Genomic DNA, 20174 nt, shown 5'->3' with positions numbered 1-20174 from the left:
ACGAGGAGGTGCGACGCCATGAACGACCCGGCTCGCGCCTGGAACGCGGTCGTGTCGGTGAGGACACACCGTGCTGGTCGGGAACCAGGCGGCACGAGCGCCTCAAGGCGGGGTGTCGCAGCGGGCGATGGCTGCCGGCCGGACTGACGTTGGATCCGCCGTCCGGCCGCCCGGCACTGAACGAAGCATGCGCCTGGTGGTAGACCGGTCAACGGCTCGGCGGCTGGAACACCGTCCTCGTGCTCGTGCTCGCGACCACCCGCCCGCCGACGACGACGTGGCGCGGCGCGGCGTGCAGGGTGAGGGCCTCCCTGACCGTCCGCCCCTCCAGGACCACCAGATCGGCGGGCGCGCCGGGGACGAGGCGGCGCACCGGGCGGCCGAGGACGCGGGCCGCGTCTACCGTGACCATGTCGAACAGCCGGTCGAGGTGGGCGTCGGCGCGCGCCTCCAGCAGGTGCGCCGCCAGGAACGCCACCTCCAGCAGGTTGTGGCGGCCGAAAGGGTAGTAGGCGTCCTCGATGTCGTCCTGTCCGAGTGCCACAGGCAGCCCGGCGTCGGCGAGGGCGAAGACCGGCAGGTGCAGCGGGCCCGTGTGCGGGTCGCTGACGAACCCCAGGCCCGCCCTGCGGCAGAGCCCGATCAGCCTGCGAAGGTAGGGCTCGGGGTAGAGCGCCATCGCGCGGGCATGCTGGGCGCTGCCGCGCACACCGCTGGCCAGCAGCGCGCAGGCGAGCATCTCGGTGGTGCGCAGCCCGGGATCGCCCGCGTCGTCGACCAGCATCGCCACCCGCCTTCCCGTACGGCGGGCGAGTTCGACCATACGGCGCACGTGCTCGGCCGCGTCGGCGTCGGTGTACTCGATCCACGGGATGCCGCCCACGACGTCGGCGCCCAGCCGTACCGCCTCGGCTATCAGTTCCTCGGTGCCAGGACGGCGCAGCAGGCCGTCCTGGGGAAAGGCGACGACGCGCACCTCGACCAGGTCACGGAACTCCTCGCGCAGCTCCAGCAGCGCCTCCACCCCGGTGAGCCCCGCGTCGGGGTCCACGTCGGCGAACGCCTGGACGACGCGGACGCCATGCCGTACCGACTCGGTCAGCGCCCGCCTGGCGCGCTCGAGGACGGCGGCGGTGGTCTGCTCGCGCTTGACGGCGGCGGCGGTCTCGATCGCGTCCATCGCCGCGCCCATCGTGCCCTCGGTGTAGGCCTCGAGCGCGTGCGAGCCCGCCAGGTCGAGCGTGTGGACCTTGCACAGGTGCAGGTGGGCGTCGACGAACGGCTCGGTGACCAGGCGCCCTTCGGCGTCGATCACCTGGACGGCATCGCCAGGCGCGTCACGGCCCTCAGGGGTCACCGCGGTCAGGACGCCGGCGTCGGCGGTGAGCATCCAGCGGCCAGGACGGGCTCGCAGGGTCGCGTCGCGGATGAGCAGGTCCACGCTGCCGACCCTACGGCGTGCGGCGCCCGGAGTCGTGCGCGGTCCGATATGCCCCATGGTGTCGCCGAACGTGGCATCCGGTCATTCTCATGTGAGACTGGCCATATACGCAGGATGTCGGCGAAGTACACAGGCCGGCCGTATCCGCGGGATGAGGAGCGCGTGATGTTCCTGGTCGACGTGGAGCACAGCGCCACCATGAAGTTCGGCTGACGGGTCACACGCCCCCCTCACCATGTCGTACAGAACAACGGGGAGGAATCATGCCACTCATCAACGTCAAGATCATCGAGGACGTCTTCACCGAGGCCCAGAAGGCCGAGATGGTCACGAAACTGACCGACGCCATGGTCAGCATCGAGGGCGAGAACATGCGTCCGGTGACCTGGGTCGTCGTCGAGGAGGTCAAGAGCGGTGACTGGGGTATCGGGGGGAAGCCCCTGACCACCGCGGACGTGAAGGCTCTGGCAGCGGGCTGACCCGCGGACGGGGTGAGGCGGTGCGGGCGATCCCGCCGCCGGGACCGCCCGCCCTCGCACGAGGGCACATCGCCGATCGCCGACGCGCAGGCATTCGAGTGCGGCCCGTCTGGCGTTCCACCAGCCCGACCGCTCGCATCCATGCTTACGCCCAGGCCGCCCAGTTACCGCAACATGTCGAACGCGCGTCGCAACAGGCCGCGTGCGGCTTGCAGAGTCTGCTCGGCCGCCGGCAGCTCGTGATACTCCGCCACGGTGGCGCGCATCGCCGCCACGCTCGCGCGGGCGAGCACGGAGGCCCGCAGCCGCAGGCCCTTCGCCTCCACGCCTGCCGTGGTCAGCCGGTCGCGCAACGCCTCCATCAGCGCGTCCTCGAAGTCCAGCAGCACGGAACCGTTGCCGGACCGCGAGAACGCCCGTCCGGGAAGGCCGCTGAAAAGGATGCCGACCCCCATGCCGCGCTGCTCGGCGAGGTCGAGCAGCGCGTTGCACACAGCCGCGTAGGGCTCCTCGCCGCCGGGTCTGGCCCGCACCAGCCTGCCCAGCTCAGGGATCAGGTCCAGGACCTCCCCGAGCAGCAGATCCTCCTTGGAGGGGAAGTAGCGGAAGAAGGTCCGTTCGGTCACCCCGACGGCCTCGGCGATGTCGCGCACGGTGGTGTCGGCGTAGCCGCGCTCCTCGAACATGCGCGTGGCCGCCTCCTGCAGGGCTTGCCGCGTCGCCCGCTTGTGAAGTTCGCGCCGCCCCGGGGTGACCATGGCCACATTCTTCCACGGGACAAAAATCTGTCATGACTGACACTTTCTCCCACTAATGTGTCAGCCATGACACTTTTTCGCGGGACAGCCCGCCTTCTCGTGACGACCGTGCTGGCCGTGCCGCTGGCTGTGAGCGGTTCGACCGCGGAGGCCGACCCCCGGCCGAACATCGTGATGATCCTTGCCGACGACCTCGACGAGCGAGCCACGCCGTACTGGGAGTCGATGCCCAAGACGAAGGCTTTGCTGCAGGACAGCGGACTGACCTTCACCGACTCCTTCGCCACGACACCCATCTGCTGCGCCGCGCGCGCCTCGATCCTGACCGGCCAGTACGGCCACAACACCCAGGTGCTCACCAACGAGGGGGACCAGGGAGGCTTCGCGGCCTTCGTCGCGAACAACGGGGACAACGAGAGCAGAACGTTCGTGAAGCACCTGCACGACTCCGGCTATCGCACGGGCATGGCGGGCAAGTACCTCAACGGGCTGGAGGACCACCCCCACCACATTCCGCCAGGCTGGGACGACTGGAACGCCGGTGTCACCAAATCCCTCTACACCGGCTACAACTACACGCTCAACGAGAACGGCACCCTGGTCGAATACGGCAGCGGGCCAGGCGATTACCAGGTCGACGTCATCGCCGACAAGTCGGTGAAGTTCATCGAAGAGTCCGCCGCCACCGACAGGCCCTTCTTCTGGTACGCGGCCTCGACCGCGCCGCACTCCCCCATGTCCGCTCCGCCCCGCTATGCGGGCACCCGCTTCGGCGCCGCGCCCCATCCGAAGAACTTCCAGGAGCAGGACGTCAGCGACAAGCCGACGTGGCTACGGCAGAGCGCCAAGGCGCGCTCGGCGACCGTCGCGCTCACGAACGACTGGGACCACCACAACCGCATGGGCAGCCTGCTCGCCCTCGACGACATGGTGGCCGACATCGTGCGGACCCTGAAGGAGACCGGCGAGTACGACAACACCTATCTGGTCTTCGCCAGCGACAACGGCTACAACATGGGCGCGCATCGCCTGTTCCAGAAGATGGCCCCGTACGAGGAGTCGATCCGAGTGCCCCTGGTCATCGCGGGCCCCGGCGTCAGGCACGGCACCTCCAGGGCGATGGTCACGTCCATCGACTACGCGCCGACCTTCCTGGAACTGGCCGGCCTGCCCGTCCCCGCCGACATGGACGGCGCCTCGATGACCCCACTGTTCGGCGGCGGCATTCCCCAGGGCTGGCGGACCGACTTCTTCGGCCAGTACGGAGGCTCCGGCCTCGACGGACGCGACGGGATCTTTCAGGAGTACACCACGGGCGACAGGAAAGAGCTCTACGTCATCGACCTGCCTTCGTGGAGTTCGCTGCGCACCGAGCGCTACACGTATACGCGCTGGTACGACCTGGAGCGCGCGGCGGGCGAGCGGGAGTACGAGCTCTACGACCTGACAACCGACCCGTACCAGCTCGACAACCTGCTGGCCACGGAGAGCGGTCGCCAGAAGTACGCCGAGGTGGTCGCCCGGCTGGACAGGCGGCTGAACGAACTGAGCGGCTGCAAGGGGATCGCGTGCAGGAAGGCATAGCCGCCGACCACCGTGCGCGCCATCCGTCCTCTCATTCCGCGACTGATCCGGGAGCCCGCACACCCACGCGCGCCCTCATCGTCGACCCGTCCGCCCCGGCGAACATCGGTTTCGGAGAGATCGGCGACCCCGTCGCCGGCCCCGGGCAGGTGATCGTCGATGTGGTGCACGCGTCGCTCAACTACGCGGACCTCAACAACGCGATCTCCGGTCGGGTTCCGGCCGGGGCGGCGCTGGGGCTCGACGCGGCCGGGATCGTCCGGCAGGGGGCGGCGGACGGCTCCGGGCCCGCCGCCGGAACCCGCGTCGTGCTCTTCGCGGACGGCGCGTTCGCCGAGCGGGTGGCCGTGGACGTGTCAGCGATGGCCGAGGTCCCTGACGGTGTCGGCCTGGCCGAGGCGGCGGCGCTGCCGACCGCGGGCCTGGCCGCGCTCCGCTCGCTGCGCAGCGCGGGGATCGCCCCCGACAAGCGCGTGCTGGTGACCGGCGCCTCGGGCGGCGTGGGACGCTACGCCGTGCGACTCGCCTCCCGCGCCGGGGCGCACGTCATCGCCTCGGTCGGCTCCCCCGCGCGAGGCGACGGCCTCGTCGACGCGGGCGCCGATGAGGTGGTCGTCGGCCTGGACGACATCAAAGAGCCCGTCGACATCGTCGTGGAGACGGTCGGCGGACCCCATCTGGTCACGGCCTGGGGACTTCTCGCGCCCGGCGGGAGCCTGCAGTCCGTCGGGTGGACCTCGGCAGAGCCGGCCGTCTTCCCGCCGTACGCCACCGTCGGCCTGCCCAAGACGCTCATGTCCTACGTCAATGAGTTCGGGTCCGCCGATGACCTGGCCGAGCTGGTGTGGCTCACGGCCGAAGGCGCTCTGGTGCCCGAGATCGGCTGGCGCGGCTCCTGGGAACGCTTCGCCGAGGCAGCCGACGCGCTGCGCGGCCGGCGCGTGACAGGTAAGGCGGTCTTCGACCTCCAGCCCGACGCCTGACCACGCGCCTCATCTCCAAGGGCGGATGACGAGATACTGCACGCATGGCCGACGAACACGCGCCGCAGATGCGCCACCTCGCAGGGTGGTTCACGTCGGCGACGTCTCGTAGACGGCAACGGGCGTCGCCTGGTCAACGCGAGGTGGCCAGTGCTTCCTCCTCCGCCGCGTCGCCCGCGGCCGCGCGCAACGCCTCTCGGATGGTGTGGGCGTCGACCTGTACACAGGCGGCCAGCGTGGCGATGGTGGCGCCCGCACCACGGCACTGCAGCAGCACCCGATCACGTTCGCGGCGAACCGTGTCTTCGGCTTGGGCGTGGCGACGCCGGTCAGCCTCCAGCCGTTCGCACAGCAGCCGCTGGCGGTCCACCTCCCAGTGGGCCTCCTGCACCTGCTCGACCGCCGTACGCAGCTCGTGGAGCGCCTGCCGTCCTTCTTCGGATGTCACCTGACGCCGTCGTGCCGACAGTGACCCGGCGGCTGTCGCGAGGTCCATGCCCGACCATGCTGCGATCTCCGTCATCGTGTAGCCGGAGGAGGCGCACAGCTCGATGAGCCGGTTGCGGCGCGCGCGGCACGACGTCTCCGTCGCGATCGCCTGGCGGCGGAGCTCCTCCTGCTCGGCACGCCGTCTGCGGGCGCTGCCCGTCTGGTCCCTGGCGGAGCGCCATCGCGCTGCCACCTCCCCCAGGCGGGCCAGCAGCGGATCCGAGCCGTGGCGGCCGGGTGTGATCGGTCCGATCAGCGCGTAGATCAGGTTCTCGCTGACTCCGGCGTCCCTGGCAAGGTCGCGTACGGACGTGCCGGCCTGGTGGCAGGCGATGACGGCCTGATCGCGATCGGCCGCGATCTGCCGCTCGACGGCGGCTGCCTTGTCGAACACGTCGCTGGCGAGGGCGACCAGCCGAAGGTCGCTCTGATGCTGGGCGGACAGCTCACGCCATTGCTCCGCCGTACGGGAAACCCGGTTGATCGCTTCGGGCGCGGACATGGGGTACTGCGGCGACAGTGCGGTGGTGCGCCGGACGACGAGGTTGATCGCGTTACGGGTCATCCCTGTGGCCGCTGCGAGCTCCGTGATGCCGATCTTGCTGTCGCTGCGGCGGGAGGCGGCGATGAGCTGGTTGAGCTCGGCCCTGACCTGTTTGGCGGTCTGCCTGCTCTGCGCCGTGACGGCCTCAGCCGCCTTGCGCACCGCGCTACATCTCTCGCGGAGGGCCTGCGCCTGCCGGCGCAGGCGGACGGCGTCGAGGAGGGCCGAGCGCACCGGCCGGCCGAGGAGCGGCCTGTCCTGCGCGAGGGCCGAGCTCTCCTCGCAGACCGCGTCGACGGCCGCCCTGAGTCGGGCGTGCACGGCCCGGTGCTCGGTCAGCGCCGACTGCCGCAGGGCCGTACGGACTCCGGCGTCACGGGGTGCGGGCAGGTGCACCAGCGTCAGGCGACTGCTGCGCCGGCGGGCCGCAGCGGCCACCGCCCGCGTCGAAGGCGCGATCAACGGGTCGGTGATCAGGAAGATCGGGCCCGTACGGGTGGCGAGGACCCGGTCGAGGAATTCGCCGTGGACATCGTCCACGGCGTTGTCGGCAGGCAGCACGGCGAATGAGCGCTGGGTTCCGTTGGTGCGCACGATCGACATCAGCTGGAGCTCGCCGGGCAGCGGCATGATCTGCAGAAAGAACACGGGTGCGGCCTGGGCCTCGGCGCGGGCACGGACCCGACCGAACTCCTCCGCTAACCACTCCGGGACCTTCGCGCACTGTTCGGCGTAGGTGGGCAGGCCGCTGGCGGGCCACAGGCCCAGCTGACGCAGCAGGACCCGGAGGTGCTTGCCGGAGAGGACGACCCTCGCCTGCTCGCGCAGGTAGCGGGCGACGAGGGCGCGGCTCCACAGGGGCCGGCCGAGCCCGAGCCGGCGGGGGTCGGCCAGGAGGGCCTCGCGCAGCACCCGCCGCGACTCGGGCAGCATCTTGTACGGCGTGCGGCCCCCGGGGCGAGCTTCAAGTTCGTGGTCGCCGGCCTTCCCACGCTCCCGCCACCGGTAGAGAGTGGCCCGCGCCAACCCGTACTCCGCGGCCAGATCGGCTGGGCGGCTGCCCTGGCGCATACGGGCCACGGCGTGGTGGCGGATCACCGCGAGGTGGTCATGGCCGAGGGCCCGGCCGTCGCCTCCGGCGGCGCGCAGGCGTTCGAGCGCATGCTGCAAGGCGTCGTGTGCCGTACTCCCGTCGGCGTCCTTGGTCACCGTAGATCGTCTAGCACGGTTCGGACGTTCATGGCAACACAAGATCTCACCAAAGGTGGAGAACGTAGTCAGACGCGCCGGCCGTGGCTGGAGGAGGGACGCGTCGATCGACAGTTCGTCGGCACACCTCTTCCCAATGATCGCCGGGGAATCTAGCGTCGCTGCCAACGCCTCCACGTTTCTGATCGACTCGTAGAAAGGGCATCGGATGTCTGATGCGGCGCTCACCACCGAGTTATCCGACGAGGGTCTCGCCCGCGACGACTACGCGCTCCAGCGAGTGCCGCAGTCGGCCCGCTACGGCTGGGTGACGGTCGCGATCCAGCGCTTCGGCATGCTGAGCGCGCTCAGTCAGTTCCTGCTCGGCGCCACCCTCGGCATGGGAATGACGTTCTGGGACGCCGTGCTCGCCATCACACTCGGCGCCGTCATCCTCGAGGTCGTCGCGATCGCCATCGGCATCGCGGGCATGCGCGAGGGCCTGTCGACCACCGTGCTGGCCAGGTGGGCAGGGTTCGGCAGGTACGGCGCTGGCATCGTCGGCATGGTCATCGCGATCTGCCTGCTCGGCTGGTTCGGCGTGCAGTCGGCCGTCCTGGCCCAGGGCCTCGCCTCGCTGCTGGGCGGCCCGCCCGTGTGGATGTGGTCCATCATGGCCGGGCTGGCCGTGACCGCGATCGTCGTGCACGGCTTCGCCGGCATGGCCTGGACCGCGTGGATCACCGTCCCCGCCTTCCTCGCCCTGGCCGGCTGGGCGATCACGGTCGAGCTGTCGAAGCAGTCGCTCGGCGCGCTGGTCGCCTCGGCGCCACCGGGTCCCGCCCTGAGCCTGGCCGAGGGCGCCACCATCGTCGCGGGCGGGTTCATCGTCGGCGCGGTCATCTCGCCCGACATGTGCCGGTGGAACCGCAGCGCCGCCGATGTGGTCAAGCAGACCGTGCTCGGCATCACGCTCGGCGAGTACGTCGTGGCCCTGGTCGGGGTTCTGCTCGCCCACGCGCTGCGCACCGGAGACGTGATCGCGATCGTCACCACGACCTCGGGCGTGGTGGGAACGATTGTCCTGATCACCGCCACCTTGAAGATCAACGACTGGAACCTCTACGCCGCCTCCCTCGGCATGACCAACACCCTGCACACCGCGTTCGGCAAGCGCACGAACAGGGCCGTCGTCACCGTCGCGCTCGGCGTGATCGGCACCGGCCTGGCCGCGGCGGGCATCCTCGACCACCTCATCGACTTCTTCGTCCTGCTCGGCGTCGCCATCCCGCCCGTCGCCGGCATCATGGTCGCCGAGTACTACGTCGTACGCCGATGGCGAGCGGCCCTCGACGTCTCCCGAGCCTCCGGCACACTCCCGGGCACGGCTCCGGGCTGGGCGCCCGCCGCGCTCGTCATCTGGCTCGCCTCCGCGCTGATCGGCAAGTACGTCGCGTGGGGCATCCCCGCGCTCAACGCCCTCGTGGTCGCCTTCGCCGCCTACGCGATCGCCGGCAGGCTGGGCCTGACCGGTGCGCCGCGTGACGAGAACGCCCGAGTGGCGTGACCCCGGCCCCATCTCTCTCTCCTCCTTCGACTCTCTCCTCCTTCGACGCAGACAGGAGCACCACCCGTGCGTGTCGGGATTGACGTGGGCGGCACCCACACCGATGCCGTCCTGATGGCCGAGACCACAGTCGTGGCCGAGATCAAGACCGCTACCACCCTCGATGTGACCAGCGGCGTCGTCACCGCCCTGGAACGACTGCTGGCCACCTCCGGCGCCGAGCGGGGACACATCACCGCGGTGATGATCGGAACGACCCACTTCACCAACGCGCTGGTCACCGGCCGCCGACTGGCCCGCACCGCGGTGGTACGGCTGGCGCTGCCCGCCACCGCCGCGCTACCGCCCCTGGTCGACTGGCCCGACCGGCTGATCAGGGCGATCAACCCCAGCATCCACATGTGCGACGGAGGCCACGAGTTCGACGGCCGGCCGATCTCACCGCTGAAGCCGGACCAGCTCAAGCGCATCGCGGCCGAGCTGAGCACGCACGAGATCGACACCGTCGCCATCAGCAGCGTCTTCTCCCCCGTCAACGCCGAGTTGGAGGAGCGGGCCGCCGACATCCTGCTCGCGGAGCTGCCACACCTGCACGTGAGCATGTCCCATCAGATCGGCAGGGTGGGGCTGCTGGAACGGGAGAACGCCACCGTCGTCAACGCCTGCCTGCGCGACCTGGCCGACGAGATCGTCGACGCCTTCGCCGAGGCCCTGCGGGCGGTCGGCATCCACGCACCGCTGTATCTGTCCCAGAACGACGGCACACTCATGGACGCCGAGTACACCCGGCGCTACCCCGTCCGCACGTTCGCCTCGGGGCCGACCAACTCCATGCGCGGCGCGGCGTTCCTGGCCGACCTGGCCGACTGCGCCGTGGTCGACATCGGCGGCACCACCACCGACGTCGGCGTGCTGAGCGGCGGCTACCCCCGCCAGGCCACCGGCGAGGTCGACATCGGCGGCGTGCGCACCAACTTCCGCATGCCCGACGTGCTGTCGATCGGGCTCGGCGGCGGCAGCCGCGTCGCCACCACCCCGAGGCTGGAGATCGGGCCCGACAGCGTCGGCTACGAGCTGACCGACCACGCCCTGGTCTTCGGCGGCCAGGTCCTCACCGCCACCGACCTCGCGGTCGCCGCCGGCATGGCCGACATCGGCGACCCCTCCCTCGTCCGCCACCTCAGCAAGGACCTGGTCAGGAACGGCGTGGCCTGGATGGCCGGCAGGGTGGGCGAGCTCGTCGACCAGATGCGCGTCTCCGCCCAGCCGCTGCCGGTCATCGTGGTCGGCGGCGGCAGTGTCCTGATGCCCGACCACCTGCCGGGCGTGCCTGCCGTCCACCGTCCGGCCCACCACGCGGTGGCCAACGCCATCGGCGCGGCGACCGGCCAGATCGGCGGCGACGTCGACCGGCTGTTCGCCATCACCGCCGCCCGCACCCGCGAGGACGTCCTCGACCAGGCCCGAGCCGAGGCCGTCGAGCGGGCGGTCTCCGCGGGGGCCGACCCTGACACGGTCGAAGTGGTCGACATCGACGAGGTGCACGTGGCCTACCTGCCGGGCAACGCCGTGCGCGTCCGCGTCAAAGCCGTCGGCGAGCTGTGCGTCGGCCGCGCCGCGACCATCGAGGAGGTAAAGGCGTGACAGGCATGGACCTGACCGTCGCCACGCTGCGCGACCTGGCCGAGGGCGCCGCCGTCCTGGGCACGGGCGGCGGCGGCGACCCCTACATCGGCAGGCTGCTGGTCGAACGGCAGCTGCGCGAAGGCCGCAGGGTGACCATCATCCCGATCGACGAGCTGCCCGACGACGCGCTCGTGCTGCCGTCGGCGATGATGGGCGCGCCCACGGTCTTCGTCGAGCGGCCCCCCTCGGGCAGGGGCAACGTCGCGGCGCTGCGCGCCCTGGAAGAGCACCTGGGCCGTACGGCGGCCGCCACCATGCCCATCGAGTGCGGCGGCCTCAACAGCATGATGCCGCTGCTGCTCGGCGCCCAGCTCGGACTGCCCGTCATCGACGCCGACGGCATGGGCAGGGCCTTCCCCGAGCTGCAGATGGAGACGTTCGCCGTGTACGGCGTGCCGGGCTCCCCCATGTCGATCGCCTCCGATCACGGCGACGTCGCCATCATCGACGCCCTCGACAACGTCCGCATGGAACGGCTGGCCCGCGTCATGACGGTCGAGATGGGCGGCGCCGCCTACATCTGCGACTACCCGATGGACGCGGCCACCGTCCGCCGCACCGCCGTACCCGGCACGCTGACACTGGGCATGCGGATCGGGGCGGCGCTGAGGACCGCCCGCGAGCGGCACGAGGACCCGTTCGACGCGCTCACCGCCGCCCTGGCCGGCACCATCTACACCCACGGCCTGATCCTTTTCAGGGGGAAAGTCGTCGACATCGACCGCAGAACCGTCGACGGATTCGCCCGCGGCCACGTGACGCTGGCCGCCCTCGACGACCCCGGAGACCAACTGCGGATCACCTTCCAGAACGAACACCTCGTCGCCCGCCGCGACGGCGAGGTCGTCGCGATCGTCCCCGACCTGATCTGCACCCTCAACACCGACACCGGCGCACCGGTGACCACGGAGGCACTGGCCTTCGGCCAGCGACTGACCGTCTACGCCATCTCCACCCCCGACATCATGCGCACCCCCGCGGCGCTCGACTGCTTCGGCCCCGCCGCCTTCGGCCTCCCCGACCCCTACACCCCCGTCGAACAGCTCACCGCCGGAACACAGGTCGGCGCCTGACGCCCTGGACCTCGTCATTTATGGAGATCACATCTGCACATCTTCGACGCGATCAGGTACGTGACCGACAACGCCTGCGAGTGGAGGGCCCTGCCTGCCGACTTTCCGCCTTACCAGACCGTGTTCGGCTTCTTCAGCCGCTGGACCAGAGCCGGGGTCTTCAACCGGGTCCGTGACGAGCTTCGCCGCGCCATCCGGCTACGCGCCGGGCGCTGCCCCAACCCGGTCGCAGGCGTCATCGATTCCCAGTCGGTGCGCGCCGCGGCCACCGTCACCGGCCGCTCCCGGTCCTATGACGCCAGGAAGAAGGTGCCGGGGAGGAAGCGTCACCTGGTCGTGGACACCTTCGGCCTGCTCATGATGGTCATGGTCACCGCCGCCGGGCAGCCCGACCGCGACGCCGCCCGGGAACTGCCGGCCCGGCTGCGGATGCCGCATCCGCAGCTCACCCTCATCTGGGGTGACAGCGCCTACGCCGGCACGCTGGTGGAGCGGGCCCCGCCGTTTTCTGCGCCTCATAGCGATCAGGTCGATCACGTAGGAAGTGCGGGTGATTTGCTCATCGGGTGACACGCGAACCCGGCGGCGAGGGCTCGCCGGTTGTGGGTATACCGCGCGTCAGGCCGGCGCTGGGCTGGTCGGTGCCGCCGGGTGCCCGGGATCGTCGCGGTGGAAAATCGCCAGGAGGGCGAACCAGACCAGGATCATGATTCCGGCCGGGCGCAGGAATTCCTCGGCGAGAAGGGTACCGACGAAGGAGTAGCCAGCGAGCCAGACGCCGGTGATGACGCCGACCACGCGGACTGGCCAGTAACGGCTGACCAGGGAACTCGCCACAATCCAGACGCCGGCGAGGACGTGGCCGCCGAGCCGGACCGCCCAAGCTGTGTCGTACTCGACTGCGTTGATCATGAGGATGCCGGCGAGTACATCGAGCGCCACCCAGCCGTAGCCTGCGGCTTTGGCCCAGGGCGCCGCCTCCAGGCGCGATACCAGAAAGAGGATCGAGAGGTGGAAGAAGACGCCCAGGTATTCTCCCCACGCTACGTCTGGGTCCGTGAAGAAGGCGATCACGGCGGGGAGGAACAGTAGGAGGGGGAGTAGCGCCACCAGGCGCAGGCTGGCGTAGTGCCGTCGAGGATCGAGCATCGGAGAAGTCCTTGCACATCGAGCTATGTGGTCGGGACGAACACTAGAAAGTAGGCTGTTGATATGTCAACAGTTGGGCCGGGTGAGGCGACTGAGCTGTGGCTGCGGTGGAAACGCGCCCATGAGATAGTCCGTGCCGCCGTCATCGCCGAAACCACGGCGGCGTCCGGTGTCTCTGAGCCGGAACTGGGCGTCTTGGTCTGCCTGCACGAGTCCGGCGGGAGTTTGCGGCAGAACGCCCTCGCCGCCGCCCTCGGCTGGGATCGGACGCGGCTGTCGCACCTGCTGACCCGGATGGCCGACCGCGGCTACGTGGCCCGCGACAAGGTTCCGAACGGGGTGGAGGTCGCGCTATGCCCGGCAGGCAGGCACGTGATCGACGCGACGTTGCCGACACTGGAGACGGCCACCCGACGTCACCTGCTGGACCGGCTCGGCCCGGACGACGCCAAGACGCTCAAGGCCCTCATGGATGGCCTCCTGTCGGGCGAAGGGGTAGCAGATGAGGCCAAGACCGGGGCGCCCAATGCGGGGCCATGAGGGGCCGGCACCCCTCCCCCGCCACCGTCATGCGCCTGCTCCGCGACCACGACATCAGCATCGTCGAGCTGGACGAAGGAGCCGACAATGCGAGCAACGGTTGTAGTCCCTCGTCGGTACCTAACGCGACTAGCGACACGTCAGCCGAACCGCCTCTCCCGCCTACGCTCGTCCGGCTCACCCAGACCCCCCACTTTCAAAGGACGGTCCGCAGACTGGCCGCTGTTCGCGAGGAGGAGTCGCACCAGATCCAGGCCCGGCTGGTGGATGCGTTGGCGGCCGCCGCTCGCGGCCTCAAGCGCGATGACATGCCCGAAGGCGACTGGCGCCGCCTCCTCGACTCCATGGTGCTCGTCCTCGCCGACCCCGTTGAATGACCATTGGAGGCCATGCGGCCCGCCCACCCTCGTCCGTGCGCTGCGCTTCGCAGCACATCGTCGGGTCCTGGGCTCGGTTCAGCGCAGCCCGCACAGCTTGCCGTAGCGCAAAGCCGCGTAGCCGGGCAAGCCACGGAGAACGCGAAGCGACGTATCCTTCACCCGTGGGACTGCGGTTCAAGACGCGCGAGTCGGACTCGGCGTGGGTCGACACCGTGTGGACATGCACGAGCGAGCAGGTCACTGCAATGACGTCCATCGCAGGGGTGCGTTGGGGCCTGGTGTTCTGGCAACACGCTGGCCGGGCGTACGCGGGCATCACCGGTCCCGAGACCCGGACCGGCACGGCGCCGGTGCCGGAGGGCGCGGCCTTTACGGGCATCGAGTTCGCCGTGGGCACCTCGTTGCGGGCCGTGCCCACGCTGGCGCTGGTCGACGGGGGCATCGGGCTCCCCGACACCACGCGCCGGACGTTCCGGCTGGACGGCGCGCGTTGGGAGACGCCCGGCCCCGACGACGCCGAGGCTCTGGTCGAGGGTCTCGTCCGGGCCGGGATCGTGGTCCGTGACCTGCTCGTCACCGACGTGGTGCGGGGTCACCGCCCGGCCGTCTCGGGGCGCACGGTCGAACGCCGGTTCCGCGCCGCGACTGGACTGACGCGGGGCGCGGTCCGGCAGATCGAGCGGGCCCGCGCGGCGGCGCAGCTGCTGGCTGCTGGCGACCCGGCCGCCGACGTCGTTGCCAAGCTTGACTACTTCGACGAGCCGCACCTGGCCCGGGCATTGCGCTCCTACGTCGGACGCACCGTCAGGCAGCTGCGCAAGGGCGCCGGCGGCGCGATCGCCCTCGACCTGGATCAGCGCTTGACCTCGTAGACCAGCTTGAGGATCCCGTTCGAGTAGCTCTCCGATTCCCGCAGCGTCAGCATGTGCTTGTCTCGGTCGGCCCGGCCGAACAGGCTCTTCCCGGCACCGAGCAGCACGGGGAAGACGAGCAGGTTGTACTGGTCGATCAGGCCCGCGTCTGACAGCCGCCGGGCCAGCTCCGCGCTCCCGTGGATGAAGATCGCGCCGCCCTCACCCTCCTTGAGCGCGGCGACGTCCTCGGCCGAGCGCAGGATCGTGGTCGGCCCCCACCCGTTGACGATGGCGTCGTCAGACATCGTGCTCGACACCACATACTTGGGCAGCTCCTTGTAGCCGGCGTGGTCCTCCGAGCCAGGCCAGACCGCCGCGAACGCCTCGTAGCTGCGGCGGCCGAACATCAGCGCCGCCGTGTCGGTGAGCTCCTCACCCTTCAGCGACCAGGCTTCGGGAACGAACTCGAGGTCCTTGACCACCCACCCGCCGCTGCGGTGTTCTTCCCCCGGCCCGCCGCCAGGCGAGTCCACGACGCCGTCGAGCGACATGAAACCGGTGTAGACCAAGTTACGCACTGTGCCGTCTCCTCATACTCGGGCGAGCTGCCAGGTCCACGCTAGATCACGGCCGCGGTAGCCGTCTTGGACGGAAACGACAGCGAGTCCAAAACCTGAACACCGCCGCGACCGGCTCTTCCTTGGCCAGTGTGAGACGTTGATCAGGTCCAGGTGAAGGTGCGGCGGAGCTGACGGGGGGCCGGTTGTCCGCGGGTGATCCGCCGGAGGATGCCGTTGATGGCGGCCCAGCGGATGACGGCTTCCGAGGTCTCGGGGTGTCGTTCGCAGTCGCGGGCCCAACAGCGGTGCGCCGTGAGTCAGGCCAGGGGTCTCTCCACGACCCGCCGGCGCGGGTGAACGGCGAAGCCACGTTGGTCAGCGGGTTTGCGCACGATCTCGACGGTGGTCTTGAGCGTGGTGTTCGCCCAGTCGACGAACCGGCCGGCGAAGCCTTGATCAGCGAAGACGTGACGGATCGGGCTGCTCAGGTAAGCACCGAGAAGGGCGGTCTTACCGCCGTCGCGGTCCTGCCACAAAGCCGCGAGCACGGCGACGATGATCAACAGGCCGGCGGCGCCGGTGACGATGAACCGCTTGCGTCCGTTGACCTTCTTGTCGGCGTCGTAGCCGCGGGAGTCTTTGCCGACGGTGTCGGCGCGGTATCGCGGCGAGGGCACCGCGAACGCGATCATGGGGACGGTCTGCGAGAGCTCGAGAGGCTGCTGGCAGTCTGACCCACGCGTCCACGATTGCTCAGTCCCGTGACAACGCGTCCAGCAGGTCGCCTACCGTGCTGTGCCGTTCCAGCGGGTGGCGCAGGTGACGGGTCCGGTCGAGCGTGTAATGGTTGTGGCGGCCGTGGCGTTCCACCACCAGATAGCCCTCCTCGACCAGGTGCGCGACGATCCCCTGCACCGCCCGCAACGTGATGCCGACCTGCTCGGCGACCTCCCGCATGGTGATGTCCGGGTCGCGGCCGATGCACACCAGCACGTGGGCGTGGTTGCTGAGGAACGTCCACGCGCGTAGCTCGCCGGGATCTGTCACGAATACTCCTTTGGTTGACATACGAAATACATTTCGTATCATGAAGGGGCGGAGGGGAGTACCTCAACTGTCGGGATCGTCAGTACGGCCGGTGCGCATCACACGGCCCGGTTCCGGTGCCGTCCAGCGGTAGCACCGATGGGCGGTAGGGAGACCTCCGGTCGTCAACGGACCGGAGGAGGATTCCCGTGGATGTGCCGTTCTGGGCCTGGCCGGCAGTGCTGGGCGTGATCGCCGTCATGCTGGCGATCGACCTGTTCACCCATCGCCGCGCGCACGTGGTCGGCATACGCGAGGCCGCCCTGTGGTCGGCGATCTGGGTGGCTCTCGGCCTCGGGTTCGGCGCCGTCATCTGGTGGTGGCAGGGCGCCGAGTTCGCCGGCCAGTACTTCGCCGGCTACGTCATCGAGAAGTCGCTCGCCGTGGACAACGTCTTCGTCTTCTCGATCATCTTCGGCTACTTCGCCGTGCCGCCGCGCTACCAGCACAGGGTGCTCTTCTACGGCGTCATCGGCGCGCTGGTCTTCCGCGGCGTCTTCATCGCCGCCGGCTCCGTGCTCATCGCGAGCTTCTCGTGGATCCTGTACGTCTTCGGCGCCTTCCTGGTGCTGACGGGCATCCGCATGGCCAGGCACCGCGACGAGACGATCGACCCTGGGCGCAGCCTGACCCTGCGGCTCCTGCGCCGAGTGATGCCCGTTACCGACGACTACCACGGGCAGCGGTTCCTGGTGCGCCGGGCCGGCAGGTGGATGGCCACGCCGCTGCTGGCCGTGCTCGTGCTCGTGGAGGTGACCGACGTGATCTTCGCCGTGGACTCCATCCCCGCGATCTTCGCCGTCACGTCGGAGCCGTTCCTCGTCTTCACCTCCAACGCCTTCGCCATCCTGGGCCTGCGCGCGATGTACTTCATGCTCGCAGGGCTCATGCACCGCTTTCCCTACCTCAAGCTCGGCCTGGCCCTGGTGCTGGTCTGGGTGGGCGTGAAGATGTTGCTGCTGGAGATCTACAAGATTCCCACGGGCGTCTCCCTGGCGGTGGTCGCCGCCATCCTCTCCGTCACCGTCGCCGCCGGCTGGCTCTCCACCCGGGAGCCGGCGCCGGAAAGGCGAGAGCTGCAGCGTTGAGACGGAAGGGGTCGGGCTCGAGCCCGATCCTTCCGTCAGGTGAGCAGCCGGCCTCACCCCGCTGTTCCACACCAACATGACGCCCTACGGCGAGATCCAGCTGCGCACGGACCGGCGCCTCGACCTCACCGACCTGCCGACCGCGTAGCGGGCCGGGCCCGGAGTCAGGACCCGCTGCGGGTCCATTGGGCGCCCCTGACGGTCTGATGGACGTGGTGGGGCGTGGTGGAGGGGCAGCGCGTGCAGTACCCGTAGTCCCCGAGGGGGATGGTCGGATGGGGCTCTCCGCACGTCCGCAGTGCGCCGATGTCTTCCTCGTCGTCAAGAAGTCGGCGTCATAGGCTTTCCTCCTCACGGTTGGCCAAGCATCTGGCGAGGATGTCGCGGGAGCCCTTCGAGGCCAGCTCGCCGATCGGGCGTCCTTGCCCTGGCCGTCGTTCTCGAAGGAGTCGTTGAACTGGATGGTGGGCTCTACCACCCCATGCAGATTCTTGTAGGGGCCGATCCACACCCGCACCCTGGGCAGGTCGGCGCGGGTGCTGGCCCACCGCACCGCACCACGCCGTCGCCGGCTCCAGTGCGCCATCCTGGCGCAGCCAGGCGCGCCCCTGGGCTACTTCAACAACAGAAGAACCGCAGATCGAAACCCCTCGAAAGAGGACTTGACCTGCGGTTCTTCAAACTGAATATCAGTACTCTGAGTAGTCCCGACGGGGCACACGGCAGATGGATGCAGGATGCGCCCCTGATCATCGAAGCCTTGTGCTCGCTGGACCGATCTGTCGTGTGAGAAGCGGTTCGCGGTTCGCTTCGGGCGAGGATGAGTTTCGTCGACGAGGTCAGCGAGACAGTCCAGCTGGCCCGGACGTCGCGTCGCTTCTTCGATCCGCCCGACAGGGATCAGGCCGTCGAGGACGTCGACGACGAACTGGGACGCGGGGCATGGCTTCGAACTCGTCTCGTGAGTCGTCGTTCAGCACCGTGTACGTATCAGGTGACGGATGCTCAGCGATGGCTGGGCCCGCCGGTCAGTCGATGCCTTCGATGATGCGGAAGTCGCGCTCGACGCCGCCGGGGAGGGCCACCAGCGCCTTCTGGTATGCCTCGCTCTCGTATGCCGCGACGGCCTGTTCAAAGCTGTCGAACTCGATCAGAACGACGCGCTGCGTGATTCCGGCCTCGTGGGCGACGACTCGACCGCCGTGGGACGGGATCCGGGACAGGACGCGCCCGCCCCCAGCCTGGACAGCCGGACCGGCCAGCTTGTCGTAGGCAGTCAGCCTCTCAGGGTCGGAAATGGCGGGGTAGACACTGACCCAGTAACCCTTAGCCATGGAAACCTCCTGTGTTGGGCCGGACACGTCCGACTTCGAATTGACACTCAGATCGATCGATCCCGGCGACGGGTACTGCGGTCAGTTGAATCGTCATATGCGCAGGTTAGGGCTTGATGTGCGGTCGAGGGAAAGATCGGTACGGGATAGACTCAGAACGGATCGTTATCAATCGGCAGGGAGGGCACGTGGCGCCGGATACGGTGAGCTTGCGGTACTTCCTGGTGCTGGCGCAGGAGTTGAACTTCACCCGCGCGGCCGCACGGATCGGTATCGCACAGCCCGCACTCAGCGCCCGGATGCGCCGATTGGAGGCGGAACTCGGTACGGCCCTGCTGGTCCGCAACACGCGTAGCGTCGTATTGACCACGGCCGGTGCGGCTCTGGCGGAGTCCGCGCCGCCCGCGCTGGCGGCGCTGGACCGGGCATGGGACACCGCCCGGAGCGCGGCGGCCGGTGAACTGGGCACGGTGCGCATCGGATACAGCCTCAGCGCCGGGGCCGAGACGGCACCGGCCCTGGTGGACAGACTGATTCGCGGCAACAGCGGACTCGAGGTCGGCGCGGTCCCGATGGCGACACCGGAGATCTCCCCCGCGGTCGCCGACGGCCGCATCGATGCCGGGATCACCCGCGGTGAACAGCCGGGCCGTGGCGTGCGCCGGTTCCTGCTGCGGCGTATGCGCGTCGGGGTCCAGCTGGCGCAGCACCATCCGCTGGCCGAATACCCGGAGATCGAGATCGCCGACGCGGCCGCGTATCCGCTGCGACTCCCGGACCGTGCGGCCAACCCCGTGATCCACGATCAGCTGTCCGGACTGTTCCGAGACACCCGACCACACCCCCGATTCCACACGCCCGCAGTCTCTTTCGACATGTCTCAGCGCGACCTGCGCGACGGGGTCACCCTCGCCCCGGCCGGAGAAGCCGCGGTCACGGCAGCACCGGCCGGTCTCACCTGGCGACCGCTGCGGGGCGCGCCCAGCCTGACGATCCACCTGGTCCTCCCACGCGAGCAGTCGCCGCTACACCGCCGCATCCGTGCCGTCGCCAAAACCCTGGCGCACGAGCTGCACTGGCTTCCGGACTGACGCGCAAGAGGTCAAGCGAGACGGACGCCTGCGGTGGCGAGGCCGAAGACCTTGCGCCCGGCGGACTTCGCGGTGATGACGACGACGGCGGTCTTGCTGAATGTCCGACACGACCTCGCTACGCCGCCCGATCAGCATCCGATGATGGCCCCAGGTCCGATCCGAGTCGTACACCGCGGCCCGGCGACTACGCGGAGTCCGCGCGGATGCGGCGGGCCGGGCTGCGAAGCGCCGAAGAACTCGAGCTCCGGCCGGAGGTCTCCTCCTGGCTGGCGAGCCTGGGCCGCCTGGCACTGCTGG

General features: G+C 69.5%; 20 protein-coding genes. 12 read left to right on the top strand and 8 right to left on the bottom strand.

All coding sequences use genetic code 11. The features are described from left to right. Window positions 1-208 precede the first annotated feature (208 nt). Window positions 209-1441, bottom strand: coding sequence for an amidohydrolase family protein (locus FHR33_RS00100; protein WP_221240845.1), 1233 nt, complete (start codon window positions 1439-1441; stop codon window positions 209-211). Window positions 1442-1704: 263 nt separating this feature from the next. Between FHR33_RS00100 and FHR33_RS00095 the strand changes: the two genes are divergently transcribed. Further along, window positions 1705-1920 carry a tautomerase family protein gene (locus tag FHR33_RS00095; protein WP_183641699.1) on the top strand — a complete coding sequence of 72 codons (216 nt, stop codon included), beginning with the start codon at window positions 1705-1707 and terminating at the stop codon, window positions 1918-1920. Window positions 1921-2084: 164 nt separating this feature from the next. Here FHR33_RS00095 and FHR33_RS00090 read toward each other — a convergent pair whose 3' ends face one another. After that, window positions 2085-2678, bottom strand: coding sequence for a TetR family transcriptional regulator (locus FHR33_RS00090; protein ID WP_183641697.1), 594 nt, complete (start codon window positions 2676-2678; stop codon window positions 2085-2087). A gap of 66 nt (window positions 2679-2744) precedes the next feature. Between FHR33_RS00090 and FHR33_RS00085 the strand changes: the two genes are divergently transcribed. After that, a complete protein-coding gene (locus FHR33_RS00085; RefSeq protein ID WP_183641692.1) occupies window positions 2745-4262 on the top strand; it encodes a sulfatase family protein in 1518 nt (505 codons plus the stop codon). Beyond that, window positions 4247-5245, top strand: a complete 999-nt coding sequence (locus tag FHR33_RS52340) for a zinc-binding dehydrogenase (RefSeq protein ID WP_312895287.1) — start codon at window positions 4247-4249, stop codon at window positions 5243-5245. Before FHR33_RS00085 ends, FHR33_RS52340 begins: the two co-directional genes overlap by 16 nt. 133 nt (window positions 5246-5378) lie before the next feature. On the opposite strand, the gene FHR33_RS00075 is transcribed toward FHR33_RS52340, so the two are convergent. Further along, the gene (locus tag FHR33_RS00075; RefSeq protein ID WP_183641689.1) at window positions 5379-7487 is read right to left on the bottom strand and encodes a hypothetical protein; all 2109 of its coding nucleotides are present in this window, start codon (window positions 7485-7487) and stop codon (window positions 5379-5381) included. A 208-nt stretch (window positions 7488-7695) separates the two neighbouring features. On the opposite strand from FHR33_RS00075, the gene FHR33_RS00070 reads away from it, so the two are divergent. The 4 genes from FHR33_RS00070 to FHR33_RS00055 all read left to right on the top strand — a co-directional run bounded on the left by FHR33_RS00070 (window position 7696) and on the right by FHR33_RS00055 (window position 12362). Further along, entirely contained in the window at window positions 7696-9033 is a 1338-nt protein-coding gene (locus FHR33_RS00070; protein WP_183641686.1) for a purine-cytosine permease family protein, read from the top strand. A 66-nt stretch (window positions 9034-9099) separates the two neighbouring features. Further along, window positions 9100-10677 (top strand): hydantoinase/oxoprolinase N-terminal domain-containing protein, encoded by a 1578-nt coding sequence (locus FHR33_RS00065; protein ID WP_183641683.1) that lies wholly within the window; start codon window positions 9100-9102, stop codon window positions 10675-10677. A 5-nt stretch (window positions 10678-10682) separates the two neighbouring features. Continuing rightward, on the top strand, window positions 10683-11792 hold the full coding sequence (locus FHR33_RS00060; RefSeq protein ID WP_183659795.1) for an S-methyl thiohydantoin desulfurase family protein: 1110 nt from the start codon (window positions 10683-10685) through the stop codon (window positions 11790-11792). A gap of 33 nt (window positions 11793-11825) precedes the next feature. After that, window positions 11826-12362 carry a transposase gene (locus FHR33_RS00055; RefSeq protein ID WP_246452347.1) on the top strand — a complete coding sequence of 179 codons (537 nt, stop codon included), beginning with the start codon at window positions 11826-11828 and terminating at the stop codon, window positions 12360-12362. A 48-nt stretch (window positions 12363-12410) separates the two neighbouring features. Here FHR33_RS00055 and FHR33_RS00050 read toward each other — a convergent pair whose 3' ends face one another. Beyond that, window positions 12411-12941, bottom strand: coding sequence for a hypothetical protein (locus FHR33_RS00050; RefSeq protein WP_183641677.1), 531 nt, complete (start codon window positions 12939-12941; stop codon window positions 12411-12413). A gap of 63 nt (window positions 12942-13004) precedes the next feature. On the opposite strand from FHR33_RS00050, the gene FHR33_RS00045 reads away from it, so the two are divergent. From FHR33_RS00045 to FHR33_RS00035, 3 genes are all read left to right on the top strand, one after another. Beyond that, window positions 13005-13481: a MarR family winged helix-turn-helix transcriptional regulator gene (locus FHR33_RS00045; protein WP_183641674.1), complete on the top strand. Its 477-nt coding sequence runs from the start codon at window positions 13005-13007 to the stop codon at window positions 13479-13481. A 29-nt stretch (window positions 13482-13510) separates the two neighbouring features. After that, complete coding sequence (locus FHR33_RS00040; protein ID WP_183641671.1) at window positions 13511-13858, top strand: hypothetical protein; 348 nt, start codon at window positions 13511-13513, stop codon at window positions 13856-13858. A gap of 164 nt (window positions 13859-14022) precedes the next feature. Then, the gene (locus FHR33_RS00035; protein WP_183641668.1) at window positions 14023-14733 is read left to right on the top strand and encodes a helix-turn-helix domain-containing protein; all 711 of its coding nucleotides are present in this window, start codon (window positions 14023-14025) and stop codon (window positions 14731-14733) included. Here the strand turns inward: FHR33_RS00035 and FHR33_RS00030 are convergent. The 3 genes from FHR33_RS00030 to FHR33_RS51455 all read right to left on the bottom strand — a co-directional run bounded on the left by FHR33_RS00030 (window position 14715) and on the right by FHR33_RS51455 (window position 16322). Continuing rightward, window positions 14715-15293: a dihydrofolate reductase family protein gene (locus tag FHR33_RS00030; protein ID WP_183641665.1), complete on the bottom strand. Its 579-nt coding sequence runs from the start codon at window positions 15291-15293 to the stop codon at window positions 14715-14717. The two genes, FHR33_RS00035 and FHR33_RS00030, sit on opposite strands and share 19 nt — an antisense overlap. A 299-nt stretch (window positions 15294-15592) precedes the next feature. Then, on the bottom strand, window positions 15593-15967 hold the full coding sequence (locus FHR33_RS00025) for a transposase (protein ID WP_183641662.1): 375 nt from the start codon (window positions 15965-15967) through the stop codon (window positions 15593-15595). Window positions 15968-16028: 61 nt separating this feature from the next. Further along, a complete protein-coding gene (locus tag FHR33_RS51455) occupies window positions 16029-16322 on the bottom strand; it encodes a helix-turn-helix transcriptional regulator (RefSeq protein ID WP_221240844.1) in 294 nt (97 codons plus the stop codon). Window positions 16323-16510: 188 nt separating this feature from the next. On the opposite strand from FHR33_RS51455, the gene FHR33_RS00015 reads away from it, so the two are divergent. Continuing rightward, window positions 16511-17449, top strand: coding sequence for a TerC family protein (locus FHR33_RS00015; protein ID WP_183641656.1), 939 nt, complete (start codon window positions 16511-16513; stop codon window positions 17447-17449). A 1028-nt stretch (window positions 17450-18477) separates the two neighbouring features. Here the strand turns inward: FHR33_RS00015 and FHR33_RS00010 are convergent. Further along, window positions 18478-18783 carry a DUF1330 domain-containing protein gene (locus FHR33_RS00010; RefSeq protein WP_183641653.1) on the bottom strand — a complete coding sequence of 102 codons (306 nt, stop codon included), beginning with the start codon at window positions 18781-18783 and terminating at the stop codon, window positions 18478-18480. A gap of 188 nt (window positions 18784-18971) precedes the next feature. Here FHR33_RS00010 and FHR33_RS00005 point away from each other — a divergent pair, with 188 nt between their 5' ends. Continuing rightward, a complete protein-coding gene (locus tag FHR33_RS00005; protein ID WP_183641650.1) occupies window positions 18972-19874 on the top strand; it encodes a LysR family transcriptional regulator in 903 nt (300 codons plus the stop codon). The last annotated feature ends 300 nt before the right edge of the window (window positions 19875-20174 follow it).

It is taken from the genome of Nonomuraea dietziae, assembly GCF_014195505.1.
Lineage (GTDB): Bacteria > Actinomycetota > Actinomycetes > Streptosporangiales > Streptosporangiaceae > Nonomuraea > Nonomuraea roseola.
The sequence above is the reverse complement of the archived record's forward strand: the minus strand, read 5'-3'. Positions and strand labels throughout refer to the sequence as shown.

Excerpts from the sequence above, each read along its gene's own strand:
- FHR33_RS00095 (WP_183641699.1), top strand. The coding sequence starts at position 1,705 with ATGCCACTCATCAACGTCAAGATCATCGAGGACGTCTTCACCGAGGCC.
- FHR33_RS00090 (WP_183641697.1), bottom strand. The coding sequence starts at position 2,678 with ATGGTCACCCCGGGGCGGCGCGAACTTCACAAGCGGGCGACGCGGCAA.
- FHR33_RS00085 (WP_183641692.1), top strand. The coding sequence starts at position 2,745 with ATGACACTTTTTCGCGGGACAGCCCGCCTTCTCGTGACGACCGTGCTG.
- FHR33_RS00070 (WP_183641686.1), top strand. The coding sequence starts at position 7,696 with ATGTCTGATGCGGCGCTCACCACCGAGTTATCCGACGAGGGTCTCGCC.
- FHR33_RS00060 (WP_183659795.1), top strand. The coding sequence starts at position 10,683 with ATGGACCTGACCGTCGCCACGCTGCGCGACCTGGCCGAGGGCGCCGCC.
- FHR33_RS00050 (WP_183641677.1), bottom strand. The coding sequence starts at position 12,941 with ATGCTCGATCCTCGACGGCACTACGCCAGCCTGCGCCTGGTGGCGCTA.
- FHR33_RS00045 (WP_183641674.1), top strand. The coding sequence starts at position 13,005 with ATGTCAACAGTTGGGCCGGGTGAGGCGACTGAGCTGTGGCTGCGGTGG.
- FHR33_RS00040 (WP_183641671.1), top strand. The coding sequence starts at position 13,511 with ATGCGCCTGCTCCGCGACCACGACATCAGCATCGTCGAGCTGGACGAA.
- FHR33_RS00025 (WP_183641662.1), bottom strand. The coding sequence starts at position 15,967 with ATGATCGCGTTCGCGGTGCCCTCGCCGCGATACCGCGCCGACACCGTC.
- FHR33_RS00010 (WP_183641653.1), bottom strand. The coding sequence starts at position 18,783 with ATGGCTAAGGGTTACTGGGTCAGTGTCTACCCCGCCATTTCCGACCCT.